The organism is Frigoribacterium sp. CFBP 8754 (assembly GCF_014841815.1).
GTDB classification, from domain to species: domain Bacteria; phylum Actinomycetota; class Actinomycetes; order Actinomycetales; family Microbacteriaceae; genus Frigoribacterium; species Frigoribacterium endophyticum.
This window is the reverse complement of the sequence record NZ_JACYUO010000001.1, coordinates 929,830-950,276: the sequence shown is the minus strand read 5'-3', so window position 1 is coordinate 950,276 and position 20,447 is coordinate 929,830. Positions and strand designations below refer to the sequence as shown.

Sequence of the window (20,447 nt, the reverse complement as noted above, 5' to 3'; positions counted from 1 at the left end):
GGTGACCTCGTCCGCTCCTCCCCTCTCCACCTCCGGCCTCGGTGCTGCCCGGCGGGCCGCTCCCCGGGGCGTGCTCCTCCTCGCCGCCCTGGTCGTCGTCGTCGCGGCGAGCCTCGCCCTCGGCAGCGCCGTCCTCTCGCCGGCCGCCGTCGTCGGCGCCCTCCTCGACCCGGCCCGCGACGTCGGGGCCGTGGTCTGGGGCTCCCGCGTGCCGCGGACCGTCCTCGGGCTGCTGGTGGGCGCCTCCCTCGGCCTCGCGGGCGCCGTGATGCAGGGCCAGACGCGCAACCCCCTGGCCGACCCCGGGCTCTTCGGCGTCTCGGCCGGGGCGAGCCTCGCCGTCGTCGTCGGCGTGTACGTGCTCGGCACGAGCTCGGTCGTCGCGACGCTCTGGCTCGCGCTCGTCGGCGCCGTCGTCGCGAGCGTCGTCGTCTTCTCGGTCGCCGCCCTCGGGCGGGGGCTCGCGAGCCCCGTGCCGCTCGCGGTCGCGGGGTCGGCGGTCTCGGCCCTCCTCGTGGCGCTGACGTCGTTCCTCGTCCTCTCCGACGAGACGACGCTCGCCGCGTACCGCATCTGGGTCGTCGGGTCGCTCTCCGGTCGCTCGCTCGACGGGGCGGGGCCGGCCGTCGCCCTCGCCCTCGCCGGCGCGGCCCTGGCGGCGGTCAACGCCCGGTCGCTCGACACGCTCGCCCTCGGCGCCGAGCTCGCCCGGGGCCTCGGCGAGAGCCTCCTCCGGGCGCGGCTCGTCGGGCTCGGGGCCATCACCCTGCTGACGGCCGCCGCGGTCGCCGTCAGCGGGCCGATCGGCTTCGTCGGGCTCACGGCCCCGCACCTGGCCCGCGCGCTCGTCGGGGGCGGGCACGCCCGGCTGCTGCCGGCCTCGGCGCTCGTCGGCGCGGTCGTCCTGCTCGCCTGCGACGTCGTCGGCCGGCTGGTCGGCGGCACGTCGGAGCTGTCGGTCGGGGTGGTGCTCACGGTGCTCGGCGGGGCGGCCTTCGTCGCGATCGTCCGCCGCGGGACGGCGGCCGCGCTGTGAGGCGGCTCGACGCCCGCGCGCCCGCCGGCGGGGGCGGCCCCGCGACCACGCCGCCGGCGCCCGCCGACCGGGTCGCGGCCGGGACCGAGGTCGCGGCCGGGACCGAGGCCGGGACTCGGGCACCGGCACGGCCTCGCGCCGTCGGCGGGCCCCGCGCGGCCGCCGCGACGGCGGGCTCGCTGCTGGTCGTCGTCGCCCTCGCCCTGGTGGGGCTCGCCGCGGGGTCGTCGTCGCTCGGGGTCGCCGACGTCGTCCGCACCCTCGCCGGCGGCGGCACGCCCGCCCAGGAGCTCATCGTGCTCGACCTGCGCCTGCCCCGGGTCGCCGGGGCGCTCGTGGTCGGGGCGTGCCTCGGCCTGGCCGGCGCCCTCACGCAGACCTTCGCGCGCAACCCGTTGGCGACCCCCGACATCCTCGGCGTCACCTCGGGCGCCGGCCTCGGCGCCGTCGCGGCGATCGTGCTGGCCGGTGGCGGGTACTCCGTGACGGGAGGGCTGCTCAGCGTCGGCGTCCCGGCGGCCGCGGTCGTCGGGGCCCTCGTGGCCGCCGTGGCGGTGTACGCGCTGTCGTGGCGGGGCGGCGTCGACGGCTACCGGCTCGTGCTCGTCGGCATCGGGGCGACCGCCGCCCTCGGCGGGCTCACGAGCTGGCTCGTCGCCCGCGCCCGGATCACCGACGCCGCGGCGGCCAGCCAGTGGCTCGTGGGCAGCGTCTCGGGCATCTCGTGGGCGAGCGTCTGGCCCGCCCTGGTCGTGTTCGCCGTCGTCGCCCCGCTGGCGGCGTCGCAGACGAGGGCGCTCGACGTCAGCCAGCTGGGCGACGACCTGTCGCGGGGGCTCGGCGTCGCCGTGCAGCGCCACCGGCTCGTCGTGCTCGCCTGCGCCGTGCTGCTGACCGCCGCCGCGGTGTCGGCCGGGGGGCCGCTCGAGTTCGTCGCGTTCGTCGCGCCGCAGCTCGCCCGGCGCGTCGCCGGCACGGGCCGCCCGCCCCTCGCCGCCTCGGCGACGTTCGGGGCGCTCGTCGTCGTCGCCGCCGACCTCGCCACCCGGACGCTGCTGCCCGGCGAGGTGCCCGTGGGCATCGTCACCGCCGTGGTCGGCGCCCCGTACCTGATCTGGCTGCTCGTCCGCCACCGTCGAGAGGACCGACCCGCATGACCGCCCCCACCCGCGACTCCCCCGCCTCCCCTGCCTCCCCTGCCCGCGACTCCCCCGGCCCCGCGCTCCGCGCCCGGGGGGTGACGCTCGGCTACGACCGGCGGATCGTCGTCGACGGGCTCGACCTGTCGATCGAGCGCGGCACCGTCACGACCCTCATCGGCGCGAACGGCAGCGGGAAGTCGACGGTGCTGAGCGCGCTCGGCAGGCTGCTGGCGCCGGTCGCGGGCGCGGTCGAGCTCGACGGCCAGCCCCTCCGCTCGCTGCCCGGCAGGGCCGTGGCGCGACGGCTGGCGGTCCTGCCGCAGAAGCCCCTCACCCCGTCGGCGACGACCGTCCGCGACCTCGTGTCGCGCGGTCGACACCCGCACCAGAGCCTGCTGCACCCGTGGACGCCCGCCGACGCGGCGGCGATCGACGACGCCCTCGACGCGACGGGGCTCCGCGACCTCGCGGGGCGCGACGTCGGGTCGCTCTCCGGCGGGCAGCTGCAGCGCGCGTGGCTCGCGCTCGTCCTCGCGCAGCAGGCCGACGTGCTCCTGCTCGACGAGCCGACCACCTTCCTCGACCTGGCCCACCAGCTCGAGATCCTGCGGCTGGTGCGGTCGATCAACCGGCGGCGCGGCACCACGGTGGTGATGGTGCTGCACGACCTCACCCTCGCCGCTCGGTACTCCGACCGGCTCGTGGTCGTGGGCGCCGGACGGGTGCTGGCCGACGGGACGCCGTGGGAGGTCCTGACGCCGGAGCTGCTGCGGGAGGCGTTCGACCTCGACGCCGTGGTGCTGACCGACCCGACGAGCGGTGCTCCGCTCGTGGTGCCGCGCGACCCCGACCTGCACCCCGCCGCGGATCTCGCCGTGGATCCCGCCGGCGAGCCCGGCCTCGCGGACGCCGGTGGCGCCACGAGGTAAGGGTAGGCTACCCTTACTCTTCGTGACCATCTCGACGGCCGTGCGCCGCCCCCTCCGCCCCTTCCGCCTCCTCGCGCCCGTCGCGGCCCTCGCCCTCGTGCTCTCCGGCTGCTCGACCGACGCGGGGGGCGACTCCCCCGCGGCCGACGGCGCCGACACCGGCGCCTGGAGCTTCACCGACGACACCGGCACGACGGTCGAGCTCGACCACCGCCCCGAGCGCGTCGCGAGCTTCACCGACTACGCGATCGGCCTGATGAGCTACGGCGTCGAGCCGGTGGCCCTGTTCGGCCGCTACGACGTCGCGAGCGACGCGCGCCTCGAGGGCGCCGACCTCGACGACACCGCGATCGTCGGGAACTCCTACGGCGAGATCGACCTCGAGGCCCTCGCCGAGGCCGCCCCCGACCTGATCGTGACGGGCATCTACCCCACCGACCGCGAGGGCACCCTCGACCTCGAGGCGCCGTACTACGGCTTCGCCGACGCCGAGCAGCAGGCCCAGCTCGAGAAGATCGCCCCGGTCGTCGCGATCGAGGTCGGCGGCTCGGGCCTCGACGTCATCGACAGCGTCAACCGGCTCGCCTCGGCGCTCGGCGTGGACGACGCGACGATCGCCGACGCGAAGACCGAGTTCGACGCCGCCGCGGCCGACCTCACGGCGGCGGCCGACGAGAGCGACGTCGAGGTGACCGCGATGTACGCCGACGCCGACGGCGTCTACGTGACGAAGCCCGCCGACGAGCCCGAGACCGAGCTGTACCGCAGCCTCGGCGTCCGGTACACGGACCTCCACCCGGACGGGTACTACTACTGGGACATCTTCAGCTGGGAGAACGCGAGCCAGATGATGACCGGCGACGTGCTGCTGGTCAACAACGAGGGCTTCCAGACCGCGGACCTGGAGGCGCAGCCCACCTTCGCGTCGCACCCCGCCCTCGCCGCGGGGCAGGTGCACGACGGCTGGTCGGGCGCCGCCCTCGACTACCGCTCGCAGGCCGAGCACATGACCGAGCTCGCCGAGATCCTGCGCGAGTCGCGACCGCTCTGACGCTCGTCGAGGCGAGGGTGCGTCGTGCCCGCCGCCGTGTCCGGGTCAGTCCGTTTGCAAAAGTCCTACTTTTCATGGCACCCTGACCCGGACGCAGGGCCCGCACCGGGCTCCGGCGTGGGACGGCGCACCTCGCCCGACGAATTCAACGGAGAAGATCGACATGGACGACTGGACACAGACTCTGGAGGCGGGGCCGCTCCTCGCCATCGCGGCGGGGGCCATCGCGCTCATCCTGCTGCTGGTCATCAAGTTCAAGCTGCACGCCTTCCTGACCCTCGTCATCGTCGCGGCGCTGACGGCGCTCGTCGCCGGCGTCCCGACCGGTGCCATCGCCGAGCTGCTCGTGACGAGCTTCGGCACCACGCTCGGCTCCGTCGCCCTGCTGGTCGGCCTCGGCGCGATGCTCGGCCGCCTCGTCGAGTCGTCGGGCGGCGCCCGGGTGCTCGCCGACCGGATGGTCGACGTCTTCGGCGAGAAGCGGGCGCCGTTCGCGCTCGGCCTCGCCTCGCTCATCATGGGCTTCCCGATCTTCTTCGACGCCGGCCTGATCGTCATGCTGCCGATCGTCTTCGCCGTGGCCCGCCGCATGGGCGGCAAGTCGATGCTGCTCTACGGCATCAGCGCCGCCGCCGCCTTCTCGGTCATGCACGTCTTCCTGCCCCCGCACCCGGGCCCCGTCTCGGCGACCGAGCTGCTCGGCGCCGACCTCGGCATCGTCCTGCTCGCCGGCCTCGTCATCGTCTTCCCGCTCTGGTACGTCTCGGGCTACCTGTGGGCCAAGTACGTCAACGCGCGCATCCCCCTCCCCGTGCTCTCGCTCTTCGGCGACGAGAAGGACGACGTGCAGGCCGGCAACCCGCCGAAGGCCAGCACGGTCATCGCCGTCCTCGCCGTGCCGCTCGTGCTGATCCTCCTCAACACCGGCCTCACCTCCCTCTCGTCCGTCGGCGTCGTCGACGGCGACGCCACCTGGGTCCAGGCCCTCGTGCTCGTCGGCACCAGCGGCATCGCGCTGCTCATCTCGGTGCTCGTCGCCGCCGTCGTCCTCGGCCGTGCCCGCGGCGTGAGCGGCAGCGCCCTCGAGAAGGTGCTCGAGAGCGCCCTCGGCCCGATCTGCTCCGTCGTGCTCATCACCGGCGCCGGCGGCATGTTCGGCGGCGTGCTCCGCGCCTCGGGCATCGGCGACGCCCTCGCCGACGTCCTCGGCGACCTCGGCCTGCCCGTCATCGTGGCCGCCTGGCTGATCGCCGCCATCCTGCGCCTCGCCCAGGGCTCGGCCACCGTCGCCCTCGTGACGGCCGCCGGCCTGATCGCCCCCGCGGTCGCCCTGGCCGACCTCAACCCCGTCCAGCTCGCCGCCGTCGTGCTCGCCACCGCCGCGGGCTCGGTCTTCGCCGGCCACGTCAACGACTCGGGCTTCTGGCTCGTCGGCCGCCTCATGGGCATGGACGTCAAGACGACGCTCCGCGTCTGGACCGTGCAGCAGGCGGTGGAGTCGGTGCTCGGCTTCGCCGCCGCCCTCCTGGTCTTCGGCGTGGGCGCGCTGCTCTAGCCCTCCCCCGCCCCCGCACGGCCCCGCCCTTCCCCGCCCTTCCCGGAGTCCGCCGGCAGGGCCCCTCGAGAGGAACATCGTGAACGACCTGTTCGACCTGACCGACCGGCTGGCCCTCGTGACCGGCTCCTCCCGCGGCCTCGGTCGCACCCTGGCGACGGCCCTGGCGGAGGCGGGGGCCCGGGTCGTCGTGCACGGTCGCGACGCCGCGGCCCTGGAGGAGACGCGCGACGAGATCGAGCGCGCGACCGGCCGTCGCCCCGCCGCGACGCTCTTCGACGTCACCGACGCCGCGGCCGTCGAGTCCGCCGTCGCGGACCTCGTGGCGGAGCACGGCGTGCCCGACGTCCTGGTGAACAACGCCGGCGTGCAGCGTCGGGCGCCCTTCACCGAGTTCCCGGTCGAGGACTGGGACGCGGTGGTCAGGACGAACCTCTCGAGCGTGTTCTACGTCTCGCGCTTCGTGGCCCCGGGGATGGTCGAGCGCGGCTCGGGCAAGATCGTCAACATCGCGAGCGTGCAGTCGATGCTCGCGCGGCAGACGATCGCGCCCTACTCGGCGACCAAGGCCGGCGTCGCGCAGCTGAGCCGCGGCATGGCCGCCGACCTGGCGCGGCACAACGTGCAGGTCAACACCCTGTCGCCCGGCTACTTCGCGACCGAGATGAACACCGACCTCTGGCAGGACGAGACCTTCGACGCCTGGCTGCGGCAGCGCACCCCCGCCCAGCGCTGGGGCCGGGTGGAGGAGCTGCAGGGCACCCTCATCTACCTCGCCTCGGCGGCGAGCGACTTCGTCTCGGGGCAGAACATCTTCGTCGACGGCGGCATGACGAGCGTCGTCTAGAGCAGTGGAGGACACGACCATGAAGACCATCCAGATCGACGGAGCCCTCAGCCTGGCCGAGCGCGACGTCCCCCTGCCCGAGCCCACGGAGGGCGAGGTGCGCATCCGCGTCGAGTGGGTCGGCATCTGCGGCTCCGACCTGCACTACTACTTCGAGGGCGCCAACGGGGCCTTCGTCGTCGAGGAGCCCCTGACCCCCGGGCACGAGCTCTCGGGCCGCGTCGACCTCGACCCCAGCGGCCGCCTCGCGCCCGGCACCCCCGTGACGGTCCACCCGGCCCGTCGGGGCACGCCGGCGCCCGGCGTCGAGGACGCCCCGCACCTCTGGCCCGGCGGCTCCTACCTCGGCAGCGCGTCCACCCGACCGCACACGCAGGGGGCCCTCAGCGAGCACCTCGTCGTCGACGCCGGCATGGTGCGGGTGCTGCCCGAAGGGCTGCCCCTCGACCGGGCCGCCCTCGCCGAGCCCCTCGCCGTCGCCCTCCACGGCGTCGGCCGGGCGGGCGACGTCACCGGGGCGCGCGTGCTCGTGTCGGGGGCCGGGCCGATCGGCCTGCTCGCCGCCGCGGCAGCCCGCGCCCGCGGAGCCGCCCACGTGACCGTGGTCGACCTCCTGCCCGAGCCCCTCGCCCGGGCCACGGCGGTCGGGGCCGACGTCGTCCTGCGCCTCGGCGTCGACGAGGTGCCCGCCGAGGCCTTCGACGTCGTGCTCGAGTGCTCGGGCGCCTCCCCCGCGATCAGCGCCGCGTTCGTCGCCGCGCGTCGTCGGGGCGTCGTCGCGCAGATCGGCATGGTGCCCGACCAGCCCCGACCCGTGAACCTCGCACCGGCCATCTCGAAGGAGCTCACGGTCGTCGGGGTGTTCCGCTTCGACGACGAGATCGACGAGGCCGTGCGCCTGCTCACCGACGACCCGTCGCTGGAGGCGGTCGTCACCCACCGGCTGCCGGCCGCCGAGGCCGTCCGCGCCTTCGAGGTCGCGAAGGACTCCTCGGCCAGCGGCAAGGTGCTCGTCTCCGCCTGGCACGGCTGACGACGCGCCTCCCGCCGGGAGCGGGCGCGGAGGGGGCACTGACGGGGCCTGCCTCCACGGAGGTGCCGCGCGTAGCGTGGTGGGAGGCGACCGGAGCGACCTCGTGTCGGGCTCCGCGCCTCCCCCTCACCACCACCCTTGGAGCACCCCCATGCGCACCGTCACCGCCTACGCCGCCCCGTCGGCCACCGAGCCCCTCGTGAAGACGACCATCGAGCGCCGCGACGTCGGCCCGAAGGACGTCATGATCGAGATCGCCTACGCCGGCATCTGCCACAGCGACATCCACACCGTCCGCGGCGAGTGGGGCGAGATCCAGTACCCGCAGGTCGTCGGCCACGAGATCGTCGGCACCGTCTCCGAGGTCGGCTCGGAGGTGACGAAGCACCAGGTCGGCGACCGCGTCGGCGTCGGCTGCATGGTGAACTCGTGTGGCGAGTGCGAGTACTGCCTGCGCGGCGACGAGCAGTACTGCGCGAAGGGCAACGTCGGCACGTACACCGGCGTCGACCCCGCCGACGGCACCATCACGCAGGGCGGCTACTCGCAGGCCGTCGTCGTGACCGAGGACTTCGTCCTCCGCGTGCCGGAGTCGCTCGACTACGACAAGGTCGCGCCGCTGCTCTGCGCCGGCATCACCCTCTACTCGCCGCTGCACCACTGGGGCGTGACCGAGGGCACCAAGGTCGCCATCGTGGGCATGGGCGGCCTCGGCCACATGGGCGTCAAGATCGCCGCGGCGCTCGGCGCCGAGGTCACCGTGCTCTCGCAGACGACCTCGAAGGAGGAGGACTCGCTGCGGTTCGGCGCGAAGGCGCACTACGCGACCAGCGACGAGCAGACCTTCACCGACCTGGCCAACTCGTTCGACCTGATCGTCAACACCGTGTCGGCGAAGATCGACATGGGCGCGTACCTGAACCTCCTGAGGGTCGACGGGACGCTCGTCAACGTGGGCGCGCCCTCGGAGCCCCTCGAGGTGCCGGCGTTCGCTCTCATCCCCGCGCGTCGCAGCTGGGCCGGCTCGGCCATCGGCGGCATCCGCGAGACGCAGGAGATGCTCGACTTCTGCGCCGAGCACGGCATCCTGCCCGAGACGGAGCTGATCAGCGCCGACCAGATCAACGAGGCCTACGAGCGCGTCCTGGCGTCCGACGTGCGCTACCGCTTCGTCATCGACACGGCGACCATGGCCCCCTGAGGCCCGCGCGGGGCGACCCGCGACGCCGACGACGCCCGTGCCGGAGGAGGTCCTCCGGCACGGGCGTCGTCGTGTCGCGGTGCTGCGGTGCTGCGGTGCTGCGGTGCTGCGGTGCTGCGCCGCTACTTGACCGCGATCGACTGCGCCTCGAGGGCCGCGATCGTCTTCTCTTGGCCGTCCTTGAGGGCGTCGAGCAGGGTGCCGTCGCCGGAGGCCGCGGTGCCGAAGCCGTCCGAGATGTCGCTGTAGGTCTGCGTCATCGTGGGGCCCCAGGTGAAGGGCTGGATGTTCTCGGCGGCCTTCGCGAAGTCCTCGTAGATGGGCTGGTCGCCGTAGAACTCGACGCCGGCGGTCAGGGCAGGCAGATCGGCACCGGTGGTCGAGGCCGGGTACAGGTTGGCCTCCTTGTTGAGGGCGTCCAGCGCCTCCGTGGAGGTGTTCAGCCAGATCAGGAACTTCGACGCCTCGGCGGGGTGCTCGCTGCCCTTGAAGACGACGTTCGACGATCCGCCCCAGGCGGCCGAGGCGCTCTCGCCCTCCTCCCACTGCGGCATGGGCGCGACGGCCCACTTGCCCGACGTGTCGGGCGCGCCGCTCGAGATGGTGTTGGCGCCCCAGACGGCCGAGACCCAGGTCCAGTCCTGGTCGGTGTTGTAGGCGTTGTTCCACTCATCGGTGAAGCTCGGCAGCGTGCTGACGAGCCCCTTCGAGATGAGGTCCTGCCAGTAGTCGGCGACCTTGGTGGAGGCCTCGTCGGTCATGTCGACGCTCCAGGTGCCGTCGCTCGTGTCGAACCACTGGCCGCCGGCCTGCGAGACGAGCCCGGCGAACTGGTTGACGTCGCCCTTGGCGAAGTTGGTGATGCTGCCGCCCATCTCCTTGATCGTCACGGCGTCCTCGGCGTACTGCTCCCACGTGGTGGGCACGTCGAGGCCGGCCTGCTCGAAGAGGTCCTTGCGGTAGTACAGCGCCATGGGGCCGGAGTCCTGCGGGATCGCGTAGACGGAGTCGTCCTCGCCGAAGGTGACCTGGTTCCAGAGTCCGTCGGAGAAGTCGGCCTCGGCGTCGGAGACGCCCTCGCACGAGGCGATGTTCGCGAGGCCGTCCTGCACGCGGAACGCGGGCAGCGTGTCGTACTCGACCTGACCGATGTCGGGGGCGTTGTCGGCCTTCAGCTGGTTGAAGAAGTTCTGGTAGGTGCCGCTGTTGCCGTTCGGCACGATCGAGACCTTGACCTGGATGTCGGGGTTCTCCTCGTTCCAGAGGGCGACGACCTTGTCCATGTTCGGCACCCAGGTCGTGAAGTTCAGGGTGACCGTGCCGGAGGAGGCCTCGCACGAGGCGGAGTCGCCGGAGGCGCTGTCCGAGCCGCTGCCGGAGCTGCAGCCGGCGAGGGCGATGGTCGAGACCACGGCGGCTGCCGCGATCGTGAGGACGCGGGATCTGTTCATGCTGATTCCTATCGAGGTGCGTGACCGGGGTGCCCGGTCACGGGTGGGAACGACGCTGTTGCCGTGGGGAAGGGAAGTCGAGGAGGCGCGGTGCGGGTCGAGCGGGCCGGGCCGGCTCACTTGAGCCCGCCGGCGCCCAGGCCGCTGCGCCAGAAGCGCTGCAGGCTGAGGAAGGCGACCAGGAGGGGGATGATCGAGACGAACGCCCCCACGAGCACCAGGGTGCGCAGCTCGGGGTACTGGCTCACGTTGGAGTTCCAGGTGTAGAGGCCGAGGGTCACGGGGAAGAGCTCCTGCGACCGCAGCATCACGAGGGGCAGGAAGAAGTTGTTCCAGATCGCGACGAACTGGAAGAGGAACACCGTCACCAGGGCGGGCGACATGAGGCGGATCGCGACGGTGAAGAAGGTGCGGAGCTCGCTCGAGCCGTCGATGCGGGCGGCCTCGATGATCTCGTCGGGCACGCTCGACGCCGCGTAGATCCGGCTCAGGTAGACGCCGAACGGGCTGACGATGCTCGGCAGGAAGACCGCCCAGAAGGTGTCGGTCAGCTGCACCTGGCTGAAGATCAGGAAGAGCGGGAGCGCGAGCGCCGTCGCGGGCACCAGGACGCCGCCGAGGAAGACGTTGAACAGGGCCTCGCGACCGCGGAAGCGGTACTTCGCCAGGGCGTAGCCGCACATGGCGGAGAGGATCGTGCCGAGCCCGCCGGCGACCGTGGCGTACACGATGCTGTTCAGCATCCACCGCGGGAAGATGCCGTCGTTGTAGGTGAAGAGCTGCCCGATGTTGCCGACGAAGTCCTGCAGCGACGTCGCCGAGAACCAGAGCGCCGGCCCGCTGTTGAAGTTGTCGAGCGTCTTGGTCGACGAGACGAACAGCCAGAAGATCGGGATGAGGAAGTAGAGCGTGAAGGCGCCCATGATGATCATCGCGGCGGAGCGCGACATGACGCTCTCGCGGGGGCCGCGGCCGCGCTTCGGCGCCGGGGTGCTGGCGTCGTCGAACGACTGGGCGGGACGGGTGGGTGCGTCGACGGTCACTGGTCGGCCTTCCGCTGGGTCAACCGGAGGAAGCCGATCGAGAGGATGAACGTCGCGACCGCGAGGACGACGCTGAACGCGGCGGCGAGGTTGAAGTTGGGCACCGACGACGTCGAGTAGACGAGCATGTTCGGCGTGAAGGTCGACGAGATCGTCGACGTGAACTGGCGGAACACCAGCGGCTCGGTCAGCAGCTGCAGGGTGCCGATCACCGAGAACACCGCGGTGAGCACGATCGCCGGGATGACGAGCGGGATCTTGATGGCGACGGCGATGCGCCACTGCGAGGCGCCGTCCAGGCGCGCGGCCTCGTAGATCTCGGTGGGGATGGCGAGCAGCGACGAGTAGATGATCAGCATGTTGTAGCCGACGAAGACCCAGGTGACGACGTTGGCGATGGCCCACAGCACCGTGCCGCCGTCGAGCAGGCCCACGCTCGAGGTCACCGCGGAGAACGGCGAGAGGCTCGGCGAGTAGAGGTAGCCCCACATGATGGCCGCGATCACGCCGGGGACGGCGTACGGGGCGAAGAAGGCGAGGCGGAAGAAGCGCTTGCCGCGGAGGAGGGGCGAGTCGAGGAGCAGGGCGAAGAGCAGGGCCAGGAAGAGCATGACCGGCACCTGGACGACGCCGAAGAGCAGCACCCGGAGGATGGACGACCAGAACTCGCCGTTCTGGAAGACCAGCGCGTACTGCGCCAGGCCGCCGAAGACCTGGGTGGGGGCGCCGAAGGTGCCCTCGCGCTCGATCTTCTGGAGCGACTGCCAGACCGCGTAGAGGATGGGCGTGAGGTAGAAGGCCGCGAAGAGCACGCCGAACGGGAGGACGAAGATCGCGATCGCCTTGCGGTAGCGGAACCCCCTCCTGCGGCCGGCGGCCTCGGGTCGCGGGGCCTCGTCGGTCGCGCGGCGACCTCGCGAGCGGGCGGAGGTGACGGTCATGATGCCTTCCTGTCCTGGCGGATGATGTGCGAGCCGCCCGCGGCGAGCTCGACGGACCCCGAGACGTGCTGCTCGGAGACCAGGTCGTAGCCGGAGAACTCGTGGACGACGACGTCGTCGGAGTGGTTGAGGACGAAGATCCACTCGTGCTGGTCGTCGACGCGGCGGACCACCTCGACCCCGGCGCGGCTGGCGACCTCGCTGCGGGGGGCGACCCCGGCCTCGTCGACGGCGCGGGCCACGACGTGGCGGAGCGTCGCGGCGTCGAGCTCGGTCGAGACGTACCAGCCGAGGCCTCGGCCGTGCGCGTTCCGCGTCACGGCGGGGCGACCGGCGAGCGTGCCCGAGGCGTAGCCCAGGACGGCCTCGGCGCCGACGAGCTCCACGGGCTCCGACCAGAGCGACCCGGTGGCGCCGACGGGCCCGCCCGAGATCTCGACCCGGCCGCCGACCGGCAGCGGGGAGAACTCGTCGACCCGCACGCCCAGCAGGTCGCGGAACGCCCCGGGATAGCCGCCGACGCGCACCGCGTCGGTCTCGTCGACGACGCCGCTGAAGAACGTGACGAGGGCCGAGCCGCCGGCCTCGACGAACTCGTCGACCACGGCCGCGTGCTCGTCGCGGACGAGGTAGAGGCTCGGCACCACGACGAGCGCGTAGCCGTCGAGGGGGGCGCCGGGCGCGACCACGTCGACGGTGACGCCGAGCTCCCAGAGGGCCCCGTAGAGGCGGTGGACCTGCTCGATGTACGAGAAGTCGGACGTGGGGTGCGCCTCGAGGTCGGCCGCCCACCAGTTCTCCCAGCTGAAGACGAGGGCCACGTCGGCGACGACCCGCGAGCCCTGCAGCTCGCCGAGGCGGCCGGCGAGGGCGCCGAGCTCGACGGAGTCGCGCCAGGTGCGCGACGAGGTGCCGGCGTGCGGCAGCAGCGCCGAGTGGAACTTCTCGGTGCCCTTGACGGACGCGCGCCACTGGAAGAAGCAGACGCCGTCGGCGCCGCGGGCCACGTGGGAGGCGGTGTTCCGGAGCATCTCGCCCGGTGCCTTCGTGAGGTTGCGGGGCTGCCAGTTCACGGCTCCCGTCGAGTGCTCCATCAGGATCCACGGCGCGCCGCCGGCGAGGCCCCGGGTGGTGTCGGCGGCGAACGAGAGCTCGACCTCGGGGCGCTCGAGGCGGTGGTCGAGGTAGTGGTCGTTGGCGATCACGGCCATGTCGCCCGCCCAGGTCCAGTAGTCCTGGTTCCTGATGTGCGCGGCCACCATGAAGTTGGTCGTGATCGGCACCGCACTGGCGAGCCGGATGACCTCGGCCTCGGCCCGGTAGTGCTCCAGCAGCGCGTCGGAGCTGAAGCGGTGGAAGTCGATGGTCTGGGCCGGGTTGACGAACGACAGCGTCGCCCGCGGGGGCAGCACCTCGGTGAACGACGAGTAGCGCTGGCTCCAGAAGGCCGTGCCCCACGCGTCGTTCAGCGCGTCCACGGTGCCGTGACGCGCCTCCAGCCAGGCCCGGAAGGCGAGGGCCGACTCGTCGCAGTAGCACAGGGCGTTGTGGCAGCCGAGCTCGTTCGAGACGTGCCAGAGCTTCAGGGCCGGGTGCGAGCCGTAGCGCTCGGCGGTCGCCCGCACGAGGTCGAGGGCGCGCTCGCGGAAGACCGGCGAGCTGGGGCAGTAGGCCTGGCGGCCGCCCGGCCAGCGCGTCGTGCCGTCGGCCGCGACCGGCAGCACCTCGGGGTGGCGCGTGGTGAGCCACGGCGGCGGGGACGACGTGCCGGTGCCGAGGTTGACGCCGATGCCGGCCTCGTGCAGCAGCTCGATGACCGTGTCGAGGTCGTCGAACCGGAAGCGCCCAGGCTCGGGCTCCACGTGCGACCAGCCGAAGATGTTGATCGCGACCAGGTTGACCCCGGCCTCGCGCATCAGCGCCACGTCCTCCACCCAGGTCTCGCGCGACCATTGCTCGGGGTTGTAGTCGCAGCCGAAGACGAGGCCGTCGAGCCCGAGGTCGAGCGCGGTGCGCTGCGGGAGGGTCTGGGTCAGCACGGGGGCCTCGGCTTCGTCGTCGGGTTCTCCCCCGCCGACGCCAGGCCGGAGCCCTTCGTCTGTGAAGGTTCACACACAGTTTCTGTGATCGTTCCCACACACCACCGACGAGGGCCGGGGCGAGTCTTTCTGGGAACGTTCACAGAGTAAAACCCAGGCTCTCCGGTTTGTCAACACGACGGGCCCGGAGATGCCGGGCCCGGCCGTCCAGGGTCGGCTAAGGTGACTCCCATGCCTGGTCAGCCAGCCCCCCGGCGCCGGGCCACGATCCACGACGTCGCCGCCGAGGCGGGCATCTCACGAGGCACCGTCTCGAGGGTGCTCAACGACGAGCCCTACGTGTCGGCGCAGGCCCGGGAGGCCGTGGAGGCCGCGGTGGCGAAGGTCGGCTACGTCCGCAACGCGGCCGCGCGCAACCTCGTCACCCAGCGGTCGCGGGCCGTCGCGCTGATCGTGCACGAGCCGCACTCGGTGGTCCTGGACGACCCCAACATCGGCAACATCCTGATCGGCACGAACGCGGTGCTCTCGCAGGCCGACCACCAGCTCGTCACCCTGATGATCGACTCCCGCCGCGACAGCGACCGCGTCGTCGAGTACCTCCGGGGCGGCTTCGTCGACGGCGCGATCATCCTGTCGGCCCGCACCGGCGACCCGATCTCGCAGGCGGTCGCCGAGCTGCGCCTCCCCGCGTCGTTCGTCGGCCACCCGCTCGACGCCCCCGACATCCCCTACATCGGCATCGACAACGCCGCGGCGGCCGAGGCGATCGTGCGTCGCCTGCTCGGCACCGGCCGGCGCCGGGTCGGCATGCTCGCCTCCGGCCTGGACCGCGACTCGGGCCAGGACCGCCTCGCGGGCTTCCGGGCCGCCCTCGGCGACCTCTTCGACCCCGACCTCGTCGTCCGGAACCCGTTCTACAGCTACACCGCCGGCGTCGACGGCATGACGGAGCTGCTGCGACGCGACCCCACCGTCGACGGCGTCTTCGCCGCGTCGGACGCCGTCGCGGCCGGGGCCCTCGACGTGCTGCACCGGCGGGGCGTCGACGTGCCGGGGCAGGTCGGCATCGTCGGCTTCGACGACAGCTCGTGGGCGCTGCGCTGCACGCCGGCGCTCTCGACCGTGCGGCAGCCGGCGGAGGACCTCGGCCGCCGGGCCGCCCAGCAGGTGCTCGACCAGCTCGGGGGCACCGACCGCGCCGTCGGCGTCCTGCTGCCGACCGACATCGTGTGGCGCGACAGCGCCTGACCGGGCCCGCAGGGGCCCGGGGCCTGGGCCGGCGTGCGGCCGCGGGCCCGCCCCCGCCGCCTCCCCGTCGCGTCAGCTGCGCGCGCGGGGCACCAGCCGCTCGAGCTGCGTGACGTGGCGGGGCTCCAGCTCCTCGAGCGAGTTCACGCCGAGCAGGCGCATCGTGCGCGCGATCTCGACCGAGAGGATCTCGATCGCCCGGTCGACGCCCTCGCGCCCGCCGGCCATGAGGCCGTAGAGGTAGGCGCGGCCGACCAGCGTGAAGCGCGCCCCGAGGGCGACCGCCGCGACGATGTCGGCCCCCGACATGATGCCCGTGTCGAGGTGCACCTCGGTGTCGGCGCCGACCTCCTTCACGACGTCGGGCAGCAGGTGGAACGGGATCGGTGCGCGGTCGAGCTGCCGTCCGCCGTGGTTGGACAAGATCAGGGCGTCGACGCCGAGGTCCGTCACGCGCCTCGCGTCCTCGACGGTCTGCACGCCCTTGACCACCAGCTTGCCCGGCCACTGCGACTTGATCCAGGCGAGGTCGTCGTAGGTCACCGTGGGGTCGAACATGGTGTTGAGCAGCTCGGCGACCGTGCCCGACCAGCGGTCGAGCGACGCGAACGCCAGGGGCTCGGTGGTGAGGAAGTCGATCCACCACCAGGGCCGGGGCAGCGCGTCGACGATCGTGCGGGGCGTCAGCGACGGCGGGATGGTCATCCCGTTCCGGGAGTCGCGGAGGCGCGCGCCGGCGACCGGCACGTCCACCGTCACCAGCAGGGTGTCGAAGCCCGCCGCGGCCGCACGGTCGACGAGCGCCATCGACCGGTCGCGGTCCTTCCACATGTAGAGCTGGAACCAGTTCCGACCGCTGGGCGCCGCCTCCGCGACGTCCTCGACCGACGCCGTCCCCATCGTCGACAGGCTGAACGGGATGCCCGCCGCCGCCGCCGCGGCAGCTCCCGCCTTCTCCCCCTCGGTCTGCATCATGCGGGTGAAGCCGGTCGGCGCGATGCCGAACGGCTGCTCGACCCGCTTCCCGAGCACGTCCCAGCCCGTGTCGACGGTGGCGACGTCGTGCAGGATCGCCGGGTTGAACTGCACGTCCCGGAAGGCCTGGCGGGCACGGCGCAGCGAGATCTCCGCCTCCGCCGAGCCGTCGGTGTAGTCGAAGGCCGCGGTGGGGGTGCGCCGCTTGGCGATCCTCCGCAGGTCCTCGATGGTGAGCGCCTCGCGCAGGCGCTTCGCCTTGAGGTCGAAGGTGGGCTTCTTGAACTGCATCAGCGGGGCGAGGTCGTGCAGGTTCGGCAGGCGGCGGTCGACCATGGGTGGTCCTTCCGGGTCGGGGTGGAGAGGTCAGGAGGCGCGGGCGGGGGCCGCGAGCGGCGACGTCCGCGGCCGGTAGGTCACGACGGCGTGCGACGCGGCGACGAGGGCGCGCAGCGACTCGAGCGACGACGAGCGGTCGACGAGCCCGACCGCACGGGCCTGGACGAGAACGTTGCCGAGGGCGGTCGCCTCGACCGGCCCGGCCAGCACCGTGCAGCCGGTGCGGTCGGCCGTGAGCTGGCAGAGCAGCTCGTTCTGCGAGCCGCCCCCGACGACGTGGACCGTGCGGACGGTGCGGCCCGAGAGCCGCTCGGCGTCGCGGAGGGTCGCCGCGTAGGCGGCCGCGAGGGACTCGAGGATGCTGCGCACCGTCTCGGCGCGGCCGCGCGGGGGCTCGACGTCGTGCTCGGTGCACCACGCGCCGATGCGCGCGGGCATGTCGCCCGGCGGGGTGAACCGCTCGTCGGTCGCGTCGAAGACGGCGACCGGCCGCGTCACGGCGGCCGCCTCGGCCAGCAGCGCCGCGAGGTCGCTGCTGCGCTCGGCGGCGGAGGTGCCCGAGCGGCTCCAGGCGCGCATCGACTCGCTGAGCAGCCACAGGCCGGAGACGTTCTTGAGGAACCGCACGCGGCCGTCGACGCCGCCCTCGTTCGTGAACCCCGCCGCCCCCACGTCGTCGCCGAGCAGCGGAGACGGCAGCTCGAGGCCGACGAGGGACCACGTGCCGCTCGACACGTAGGCGGCGTCGTCGCCCGTGAGCGGGACGGCGACGACGGCCGACGCGGTGTCGTGCGAACCGACCGCCGTGACCTCGAGCGAGGGCGGAGCGCCGACCGCGGCGGCGACCGACGGCCGCAGCGGGCCGAGCGACGTCCCCGGGTCGACGAGCGGCGCGAACAGGCGGGGGTCGAGGCCGAGCCGCCGGACGAGCTCGGCGTCCCACTCCCCTGTCACGGGCGACAGCAGGCCGGTCGTCGAGGCGTTGGTGCGCTCGGTCGCCGCCGTGCCGGTGAGCCACCACGAGAAGAGGTCAGGCACGAGCAGGGCTCGGTCGGCGGGCGAGAGGACTCCCGTCGCCCGGTCGGCGGCGAGCTGGAAGACGGTGTTGAAGGGCAGGTGCTGGAGGCCGGTCCGGGCGAAGAGCTCCTCGGGCGGCACGACCGCGTGCACGGCGTCGACCCCGGCCGCCGACCGCTCGTCGCGGTAGTGGTACGGCGGGCCGAGGAGGCGGCCGTCCCGCAGCAGCCCGTAGTCCACGGCCCAGGAGTCGACCCCGATCGACGCGACGGCGGGCTCGTCGCGGAGGGCCTGCGTCAGCCCCGCGGTGACCGACCGCCAGAGCCCGAGGGCGTCCCAGTGCAGGCCGACGCGGCCCGCGACTCCCCCGGGCTCCCCCTCGGGCACGGCGACGGGCTCGTTCGCGAAGCGCGCGACGTGCTGCAGGCGCACGCCGTCACGGTCGACCCGGCCGACCACGACGCGGCCGCTCGTCGCCCCCAGGTCGACCGCGGCGACGGCTCCGCCGGTCGCGCGAACGGTGCTCATCGCCGGCTCACCGGAGGAAGGCGGCGGCGACGCCCGCGTCGACCGGCACGTGCAGCCCGGTCGTGTGCGAGAAGTCGCTCGTGCAGAGGGCGGCGACGGCCGCGGCGACGTTCTCGGGCACGACCTCGCGCTTGAGGATGGTCCGCTGCGCGTAGAACGCCCCGAGGTCCTTCTCGTCGACGCCGTAGGTCGCGGCGCGGTTGGCCCCCCACCCGCTGGCGAAGATGCCCGACCCGCGCACGACGCCGTCGGGGTTGATGCCGTTGACGCGAATGCCGTGCTCGCCGAGCTCGGCCGCGAGCAGCCTGACCTGGTGCGCCTGGTCGGCCTTCGTCGCGCTGTAGGCGATGTTGTTCGGGCCGGCGAAGACCGAGTTCTTCGACGAGATGTAGACGATGTCGCCGCCGAGGCCCTGGTCGACGAGCACGCGCGCCGCGTTCTTCGCGACGAGGAAGGAGCCCTTCGCCATGACGTCGTGCTGCAGGTCCCAGTCGGCCTCGGTGGTGTCGAACAGCGACTTCGACAGGCTCAGCCCGGCGTTGTTCACGACGAGGTCGAGCCCGCCGAACGCGAGCAGCACCTCGCCGATGGCTGCCTTCACCGCGGCCTCGTCGCTGACGTCGGCCGCCACGCCGCGCGCCACGTCGGGGCCGCCGATCTCGGCCGCCGCGGCCTGCGCCGTCGCGAGGTCGAGGTCGGCGACCACGACGCACGCGCCCTCGGCGGCGAGGCGCGTGGCGATGGCCTTGCCGATGCCCGAGGCGGCGCCCGTGACGAGGGCGATCCGCGTGGCCAGCCGCTTCGGCGCGGGCCGGCGCTGCAGCTTGGCCTCCTCGAGGGCCCAGTACTCGATGCGGAACTTCTCGGCCTCGTCGATCGGCGCGTAGCTCGAGACGCCCTCGGCGCCGCGCATGACGGCGATCGCGTTCACGTAGAACTCGCCGGCGACGCGCGCCGTCTGGGCGTCGGCCCCGTACGAGAACATGCCGACGCCCGGCACGAGCACGATCAGCGGGTCGGCGCCGCGGATCGCCGGGCTGTCGGGCGTCGCGTGCCGGTCGTAGTAGGCCTGGTAGTCGAGTCGGTACTGCTCGTGCAGCTCGCGGAGGCGCGCGACCGACTCCTCGACGGTCGCGTCGGCCGGCAGGTCGAGCACCAGCGGCCGCACCTTCGTGCGGAGGAAGTGGTCGGGGCAGCTCGTGCCGAGCGCCGCGAGCCGCGGGTGCTCGGTGCTCGCGAGGAAGTCGAGCACGACGTCGCTGTCGGTGAACGCGCCGACCTGCGGCCGGTCGTGGGAGGCGATGCCACGGACGACCGGCGCGAGGGCCGCGGCCTTCGCGCGACGCTCCTCGACGGGCAGGGCCCCGTACCCGGCGAACGGGGCCCCGAACGGCTCGCGCCGCGAGTGCTCGTCGAGCCAGGCCTGTGCGGTCTCGATGATCCAGCGCGAGGCCGCCTCCGCCTCCTCGCTGGTCTCGCCCCACGCGGTGATGCCGTGCCCGCCCAGGATCGTGCCCCGCGCCTCCGGGTGCTCCGCCTTGATCGCGGCGATGTCGAGGCCGAGCTGCCAGCCCGGTCGGCGCCACGGCACCCAGACGACGGCGCCGCCGAAGATCTCGGCCGTCAGCCGCTCGCCGTCGGCCGCTGTCGCGATCGCGATCCCCGCGTCGGGGTGCAGGTGGTCGACGTGCGCCGCGTCGACGAGGCCGTGCATGGCCGTGTCGATCGACGGCGCCGCCCCGCCCGTGCCGTGAAGGGCGTAGTCGAACGCGGCCACCATCTCGTCCTCGTGCTCGACGCCGCGGTACACGCTCGCGAGGCCGCGCAGCCGGTCGAGGCGGAGCACCGCGAGGCCGCCCTCGGTGAGGGTGCCGAGGTCTCCGCCGCTGCCCTTGACCCAGAGCAGCTCGACCGGCTCGCCCGTCGCGGGGTCGGTCGCGGTGCCCTTGGCCGAGGTGTTCCCGCCGGCGTAGTTCGTGTTGGCCGGGTCGGCGCCGAGGCGGTTGCTGCGCGCGACGAGGTCGGCGGCGGGGGTGGGCGTGGTGCTGGTCACGAGGTGGGGTCCGTTC

The 20,447-nt window shown here is 73.3% G+C and carries 16 protein-coding genes; 9 read left to right on the top strand and 7 right to left on the bottom strand.

Annotation, left to right across the window (positions count from 1 at the left end):
• The first annotated feature begins 1 nt into the window (after position 1).
• The 8 genes from IFT72_RS04350 to IFT72_RS04315 all read left to right on the top strand — a co-directional run bounded on the left by IFT72_RS04350 (position 2) and on the right by IFT72_RS04315 (position 8,794).
• The gene (locus IFT72_RS04350; protein WP_192045651.1) at positions 2 to 1,036 is read left to right on the top strand and encodes an iron chelate uptake ABC transporter family permease subunit; all 1,035 of its coding nucleotides are present in this window, start codon (positions 2 to 4) and stop codon (positions 1,034 to 1,036) included.
• The gene (locus IFT72_RS04345; RefSeq protein ID WP_197981073.1) at positions 1,033 to 2,193 is read left to right on the top strand and encodes an iron ABC transporter permease; all 1,161 of its coding nucleotides are present in this window, start codon (positions 1,033 to 1,035) and stop codon (positions 2,191 to 2,193) included. The genes IFT72_RS04350 and IFT72_RS04345 overlap by 4 nt, the downstream gene beginning before the upstream one ends.
• The gene (locus tag IFT72_RS04340; protein ID WP_192045650.1) at positions 2,190 to 3,107 is read left to right on the top strand and encodes an ABC transporter ATP-binding protein; all 918 of its coding nucleotides are present in this window, start codon (positions 2,190 to 2,192) and stop codon (positions 3,105 to 3,107) included. The genes IFT72_RS04345 and IFT72_RS04340 overlap by 4 nt, the downstream gene beginning before the upstream one ends.
• A 22-nt stretch (positions 3,108 to 3,129) precedes the next feature.
• Entirely contained in the window at positions 3,130 to 4,158 is a 1,029-nt protein-coding gene (locus IFT72_RS04335) for an ABC transporter substrate-binding protein (RefSeq protein ID WP_185232532.1), read from the top strand.
• Positions 4,159 to 4,321: 163 nt separating this feature from the next.
• A complete protein-coding gene (locus tag IFT72_RS04330; RefSeq protein WP_056054456.1) occupies positions 4,322 to 5,713 on the top strand; it encodes a GntP family permease in 1,392 nt (463 codons plus the stop codon).
• Between the two features lie 79 nt (positions 5,714 to 5,792).
• Positions 5,793 to 6,560 (top strand): SDR family oxidoreductase, encoded by a 768-nt coding sequence (locus tag IFT72_RS04325; RefSeq protein ID WP_056054451.1) that lies wholly within the window; start codon positions 5,793 to 5,795, stop codon positions 6,558 to 6,560.
• A gap of 19 nt (positions 6,561 to 6,579) precedes the next feature.
• On the top strand, positions 6,580 to 7,593 hold the full coding sequence (locus IFT72_RS04320; RefSeq protein WP_185232528.1) for a zinc-binding dehydrogenase: 1,014 nt from the start codon (positions 6,580 to 6,582) through the stop codon (positions 7,591 to 7,593).
• A 151-nt stretch (positions 7,594 to 7,744) separates the two neighbouring features.
• Positions 7,745 to 8,794 (top strand): NAD(P)-dependent alcohol dehydrogenase, encoded by a 1,050-nt coding sequence (locus IFT72_RS04315; protein WP_192045649.1) that lies wholly within the window; start codon positions 7,745 to 7,747, stop codon positions 8,792 to 8,794.
• A gap of 122 nt (positions 8,795 to 8,916) precedes the next feature.
• Here IFT72_RS04315 and IFT72_RS04310 read toward each other — a convergent pair whose 3' ends face one another.
• The 4 genes from IFT72_RS04310 to IFT72_RS04295 all read right to left on the bottom strand — a co-directional run bounded on the left by IFT72_RS04310 (position 8,917) and on the right by IFT72_RS04295 (position 14,268).
• On the bottom strand, positions 8,917 to 10,245 hold the full coding sequence (locus IFT72_RS04310) for an ABC transporter substrate-binding protein (RefSeq protein WP_056054445.1): 1,329 nt from the start codon (positions 10,243 to 10,245) through the stop codon (positions 8,917 to 8,919).
• Between the two features lie 116 nt (positions 10,246 to 10,361).
• Positions 10,362 to 11,195 (bottom strand): carbohydrate ABC transporter permease, encoded by an 834-nt coding sequence (locus tag IFT72_RS04305; RefSeq protein WP_056055866.1) that lies wholly within the window; start codon positions 11,193 to 11,195, stop codon positions 10,362 to 10,364.
• Between the two features lie 89 nt (positions 11,196 to 11,284).
• Positions 11,285 to 12,229, bottom strand: a complete 945-nt coding sequence (locus tag IFT72_RS04300) for a carbohydrate ABC transporter permease (RefSeq protein ID WP_056054441.1) — start codon at positions 12,227 to 12,229, stop codon at positions 11,285 to 11,287.
• Positions 12,226 to 14,268 (bottom strand): beta-galactosidase, encoded by a 2,043-nt coding sequence (locus IFT72_RS04295; protein WP_192045648.1) that lies wholly within the window; start codon positions 14,266 to 14,268, stop codon positions 12,226 to 12,228. The genes IFT72_RS04300 and IFT72_RS04295 overlap by 4 nt, the downstream gene beginning before the upstream one ends.
• A 231-nt stretch (positions 14,269 to 14,499) precedes the next feature.
• Between IFT72_RS04295 and IFT72_RS04290 the strand changes: the two genes are divergently transcribed.
• Positions 14,500 to 15,519, top strand: a complete 1,020-nt coding sequence (locus IFT72_RS04290; protein ID WP_167259086.1) for a LacI family DNA-binding transcriptional regulator — start codon at positions 14,500 to 14,502, stop codon at positions 15,517 to 15,519.
• 72 nt (positions 15,520 to 15,591) lie between these two features.
• On the opposite strand, the gene IFT72_RS04285 is transcribed toward IFT72_RS04290, so the two are convergent.
• Genes IFT72_RS04285 through IFT72_RS04275 form a run of 3 tightly spaced genes read right to left on the bottom strand, consistent with a single transcriptional unit; the run spans position 15,592 to position 20,431 of the window.
• Entirely contained in the window at positions 15,592 to 16,830 is a 1,239-nt protein-coding gene (locus IFT72_RS04285; RefSeq protein WP_192045647.1) for an alpha-hydroxy acid oxidase, read from the bottom strand.
• Between the two features lie 30 nt (positions 16,831 to 16,860).
• Entirely contained in the window at positions 16,861 to 18,378 is a 1,518-nt protein-coding gene (locus IFT72_RS04280; RefSeq protein WP_192045646.1) for a rhamnulokinase family protein, read from the bottom strand.
• Positions 18,379 to 18,385: 7 nt separating this feature from the next.
• A complete protein-coding gene (locus IFT72_RS04275; RefSeq protein WP_192045645.1) occupies positions 18,386 to 20,431 on the bottom strand; it encodes a bifunctional aldolase/short-chain dehydrogenase in 2,046 nt (681 codons plus the stop codon).
• Positions 20,432 to 20,447 lie beyond the last annotated feature (16 nt).